At 65.0% G+C, this 4,615-nt stretch carries 5 protein-coding genes; 2 read left to right on the forward strand and 3 right to left on the reverse strand.

Features of this window, described 5'->3' with window-relative positions:
• The first annotated feature begins 276 nt into the window (after positions 1–276).
• Entirely contained in the window at positions 277–1,065 is a 789-nt protein-coding gene (gene rpsB / locus ACH107_RS30295; RefSeq protein WP_412509413.1) for a 30S ribosomal protein S2, read from the forward strand.
• A 79-nt stretch (positions 1,066–1,144) separates the two neighbouring features.
• Positions 1,145–2,020, forward strand: a complete 876-nt coding sequence (gene tsf, locus ACH107_RS30300; protein ID WP_412509414.1) for a translation elongation factor Ts — start codon at positions 1,145–1,147, stop codon at positions 2,018–2,020.
• A 491-nt stretch (positions 2,021–2,511) separates the two neighbouring features.
• Here tsf and ACH107_RS30305 read toward each other — a convergent pair whose 3' ends face one another.
• The 3 genes from ACH107_RS30305 to ACH107_RS30315 all read right to left on the reverse strand — a co-directional run.
• Complete coding sequence (locus ACH107_RS30305) at positions 2,512–3,261, reverse strand: autoinducer binding domain-containing protein (protein WP_412509415.1); 750 nt, start codon at positions 3,259–3,261, stop codon at positions 2,512–2,514.
• Positions 3,258–3,701 carry a type II 3-dehydroquinate dehydratase gene (aroQ, locus tag ACH107_RS30310; protein WP_412509416.1) on the reverse strand — a complete coding sequence of 148 codons (444 nt, stop codon included), beginning with the start codon at positions 3,699–3,701 and terminating at the stop codon, positions 3,258–3,260. The genes ACH107_RS30305 and aroQ overlap by 4 nt, the downstream gene beginning before the upstream one ends.
• A 185-nt stretch (positions 3,702–3,886) precedes the next feature.
• On the reverse strand, positions 3,887–4,615 hold a 729-nt coding region (locus ACH107_RS30315), incomplete at its 5' end, for an NAD(P)/FAD-dependent oxidoreductase (RefSeq protein WP_412509417.1).

Below are 4,615 nucleotides of genomic sequence, written 5' to 3' on the forward strand. Positions count from 1 at the left end.
CGTGCCCGCCGCCCGGGCCGCGGCGGCCTCGTCGGACAGCAGGATCGGGGCGGCGCCCGCGCCGCGGGTGTCGGTGTCAGGTGTCATGGCCCCATCTGGTCCGGTCCGGTACGGGGTGGCAAGGGGGTTGCGCGTCGCGCCGGCCCGCTATATACGCGCGGCACTCAATCCGCAGGCGCGGGCGGGCCGTCCGGGGGAGACATCCCCGGCTGTCCACCGGTTGAAGCGTCCCGCTTCTCATCCCGCGCCAAGGCACAAACCGGAAAGGAAAAGACCATGGCTCTTCCCGAGTTTTCCATGCGCCAGCTGCTCGAAGCCGGCGTGCATTTCGGCCACCAGACGCAGCGCTGGAACCCCCGCATGGGCGAGTTCATCTACGGCGCGCGCAATGGCATCCACATCCTCGACCTGACGCAGACGGTGCCGATGCTGGACGCGGCGCTGAACGCTGTCCGCGAAACCGTCGCCAAGGGCGGGCGCGTGCTGTTCGTCGGCACCAAGCGGCAGGCGGCGCAGCCCGTCGCCGACGCGGCCGGGAGGTGCGCCCAATACTACATGAATCACCGTTGGCTCGGCGGGACGCTGACCAACTGGAAAACGGTGTCGAAATCCATCCAGCGCCTGAACGAGATCGACGAGATCCTCGAAGCCGGCGCCGAGGGCCTGACCAAGAAGGAGCGGCTCGGCCTCGAACGCGACCAGGAGAAATTGCAAGCGTCGCTGGGCGGCATCCGCGAAATGGGCGGCCTGCCGGACATGCTTTTCGTCATCGACGTCAAGAAGGAATCGCTTGCCGTGGCCGAAGCAAAGAAACTCGGTATCCCGGTCGTGGCCGTGGTCGACACCAATTGCAGCCCGGCGGGCGTGGATCACATCATTCCCGGCAACGATGACGCGGCACGCGCCATCGCGCTTTACTGCGATCTCGTCAGCCGCGCGGCGCTTGACGGCATGTCGGCCCAGCTGGGAGCGGCAGGCGTCGATGTCGGCGCACTGGCCGAGACCCCGGCCGAGGAAGCCGTCGCCGAGGACGCCCCGGCGGCCGACGCCACCGCCGAAAGCTGAGCCGCTTTCACGAAACCGACACAGGGGGCGCGGTATGCCGCCCCCGTCACCCAGTTTGTATTTCCGAAGGAGAGCCGAGATGGCGATCACCGCTGCACTGGTAAAGGATCTGCGCGACAAGACGGGCGCAGGCATGATGGACGCGAAGAAGGCGCTGACAGAAACGGATGGCGACATGGACGCCGCCGTTGACTGGCTGCGCACCAAGGGGCTGGCCAAGGCGGCCAAGAAATCGGGCCGCACCGCTGCCGAGGGGCTTGTCGCCGTCAAGGTGGCCGGTGGCACCGGCGTCGCCGTCGAGGTGAATGCCGAAACCGATTTCGTCGCCAAGAACGCCGAATTCCAGACGATGGTCCGCGACATCGCCGAAACCGCGCTGTCCGTCGACGACGTGGAGGCACTGGCCGCCGCCGATCTGGGCGGCAAATCGGTGGCCGACACGATCACCGACAAGATCGCCACCATCGGCGAGAACATATCGCTGCGCCGCATGGCCAAGCTAGAGGGCGAAACCGTGGTGTCCTACGTCCACAACGCCATGACCGACGGGATGGGCAAGATCGGCGTGCTGGTCGCGCTCAATGGGGCCGACGCCGCGTTCGGCAAGCAGGTCGCGATGCATATTGCCGCCACCAATCCCGCCGCGCTGGACGAAGCGTCGCTGGACCCCGCCATCGTCGAGAAAGAGCGTCAGGTGCAGATCGACATCGCGCGCGAGTCGGGCAAGCCCGAACAGGTGATCGAGAAGATGATCGAGGGCCGCATGAAGAAATACATGTCCGAGGTGACTCTCATGGGCCAGTCCTTCGTCGTCAATCCCGACCTGACGGTCGCGGAGGCCGCGAAAGAAGCGGGCGCCGAGATCACCGGCTATGTCCGCTTCGAAGTGGGCGAGGGCATCGAGAAAAAAGACGAGGACTTCGCCGCCGAGGTCGCCAAGGCCGCGCAGGGCTGACAGCCCGGGCCACAGCTCGATTGATGCAAACGGGGGCGCAGAGGCGCCCCCGTTTTTTTTAATCACGCGCGGGCCGTCAGCCCGAATGGCCCAGGCCAGACGCGTATCGTCACGTAACGCGGGGAATTCCATCCGGCTTGAAGCCCGGATCGCGCGCCGGGGATCGGCAGGGGCAGGGAAACGCCCTGTTCGGCGGTGCCGTCCGGGGACGACACCGCCGATGACGACCACCCGTCGTATGGGGATGAAGCGGGCGGTCAGGAGCGCCGGCCAACGGCCCTGAAAGGGGCCGATGACCGGCATCCGGCGCAGCCGGCAGATGCAAGCGGGCACTGCAAAATTTTCAAGCCGCTTGGCACCCGTTGTTCCCAAGCTCGAAAGAGCTACCACTCATGGAACTCGTGGAAGTTGCACTTTTACGTTGCGTAACGAAAGTACGGGATTCCGTACCATTCGAATAAAAAAGTATCCTTTGGCGAAAAAAACATTTTTCAAACGATGAATATCTGGTTCTGGAAAGCGGCCTTGAGGACGGCCTGCGCCGTCGTTTCGACATTCAGCGCGTCCCGCGCGAGCCGCAGATGCTTTTCAACGGTCGGGCGGGTCAGGCCCATCAGCATCGCGATGTCCTGAACCGTCTTCCCGTCACCGACCCATGCCAGCGCCTCGCGCTGGCGCTTGGTCAGCGCGCGGCCCGGCGCATTGTAGGGCAGGGTGAGAATCCGCAAATGCGCCACGTTGTTCAGCGCCTGGATGTCGTCGCCGTGCCGCGCCCAGATCGAATCCACATCGCTCTGGCTCAGCCCCTCGCGCGCGGTCAGCGCGATCGCGCCCTTGGCGCGCGGTGAAATGGATTTGAAACTGATCGAGTAGCCTGCAACGACATTGCGCGACCGGTTGAATTCATAGACCTTGCGTTCGTCCTCGGTCAGGGTTCCCGACGCCACCATGTCTTGCAGCACGCGCCATGAACATGCGCCGTCATGCTCCAGCGCCCAGCGAACCATCGGCGCGCGGTGGTAGAAGCCTTCGCCCAGGAACACGTCCATGTAATCACTGTCATGCGTCGTCAGGACGACGAAATCCTCCGGGTCGCCCAGCGAATTCTTCGTGCGATAGCAGGTGTACCCGTAAATCAGCCGGTCGAACCCGTAATCGGCCATCGACCGCGCGTGCATGTCCCACAGTTCCTCGATGGTGGGCGCGTTCAGCAGCCGGTTGAGGTACTCGGTCGAGATCATGCGCGATCCTCGAGATGTGGTGCCAGCGCCTCGATCGCCAGTTCGTAGCCGTGCGCGCCAAAGCCGCAGATCACCCCGACCGCGACCCGCGCGATATACGAGGTGTGGCGGAACGGCTCGCGCGCATGGATGTTCGACAGGTGAAGCTCGACGACCGGCAGCTCCACCGCGCTTATGGCATCCATCAGCGCGACCGAGGTATGCGTGTAGGCACCGGCATTCAGGATGATCCCGTCATGAACACCGCGCGCGGCATGGATCATGTCCAGCAAGGCGCCTTCATGATTGGATTGCTCGAACACCACGGTCATGCCGCGCGCCCGCGCGACCTCGTGGCAACGCGCCGCGATATCGGCAAGCGTCGTGTGGCCGTAGACATCCGGCTGGCGCTGCCCGAGCAGGTTGAGGTTCGGACCGTTGAGGATCAGGACAGATGACATTCAGATAGGACTCCGGTATATATCTTTTTTTACCGTCAAGGGGCGACGCTGTCGAGCGCCACGTGCATCTGTTGCGGGCAGTATGCCCAAGCCGTGCAACCGCTGATGTCCTCCCGTTTTGTTGCGGTCGTCAATTAAAAATTTAACATAATACTGATTATGCGCTTACGCGAGTAATCCGCTTTTCATCGCCGTGCGCTGATCGCGTGAATGATGCGGGCCCCGGCCTCGTAGACCGCCGTCTTCAGGCCCGGGAGCACCTCGCCATGGCTGTCGACCGGCATCACGGGCAGCCCGTCTTCGTTCCCGTTCAGCAACGCGCGCGCCGCCGCTTGTCCGAAAACCGTGCCCGGCGCGATGCCGCGGCCCGAATAGCCGAACACGGCATAGGCCGCGCGCGGCGCGACGCGCAGGATGCGCGGCAGATGATCCGATGTCATCGAGATACGCCCGGCCCAGGCATGGCTGATCGCCGCGCCGTCCAGTTGCGGGAAAAGCCGTGTCAGCTTGCGCCGCGCCCAGCCTTCGTGCAGCGCCGCCTCGCCGCCCATGCCGCCAAGGATCAGCCGCCCGGCGGCGTCGCGCCGGACCGAGGACATGATCAGCCCCGTATCCCAGCAGCCTTCGCCGCCCGGCAGGATGTCACCGGCAAGGTTGTGGCCCAGCGGTTCGGTCGCCAACTGGAAAAACTGTACCACTGGCACGCGCGGCACCGCGACCTGCCGGACCGGCCGGTGATAGGCGTTGGTCGCCACCAGCAGCGCGCGCGCCCGCACCGTGCCGCGCGGCGTGCGAATGATCCATGTCCCGCCGCGAAATTCCGCGCCCGTCACGGGGCTGTTTTCATGTATTCGCGCCCCGGCCTCGGCCGCGGCCCGCGCCAGCCCGCGCGCATAGGCCAGCGGCTGCACCGT

The sequence above is a fragment of the Roseovarius halophilus (ex Wu et al. 2025) genome, from assembly GCF_047086965.1.

Coding starts and splice junctions, on each gene's coding strand:
- rpsB (WP_412509413.1), top strand. CDS start 277: ATGGCTCTTCCCGAGTTTTCCATGCGCCAGCTGCTCGAAGCCGGCGTG.
- tsf (WP_412509414.1), top strand. CDS start 1,145: ATGGCGATCACCGCTGCACTGGTAAAGGATCTGCGCGACAAGACGGGC.
- ACH107_RS30305 (WP_412509415.1), bottom strand. CDS start 3,261: ATGATCTCGACCGAGTACCTCAACCGGCTGCTGAACGCGCCCACCATC.
- aroQ (WP_412509416.1), bottom strand. CDS start 3,701: ATGTCATCTGTCCTGATCCTCAACGGTCCGAACCTCAACCTGCTCGGG.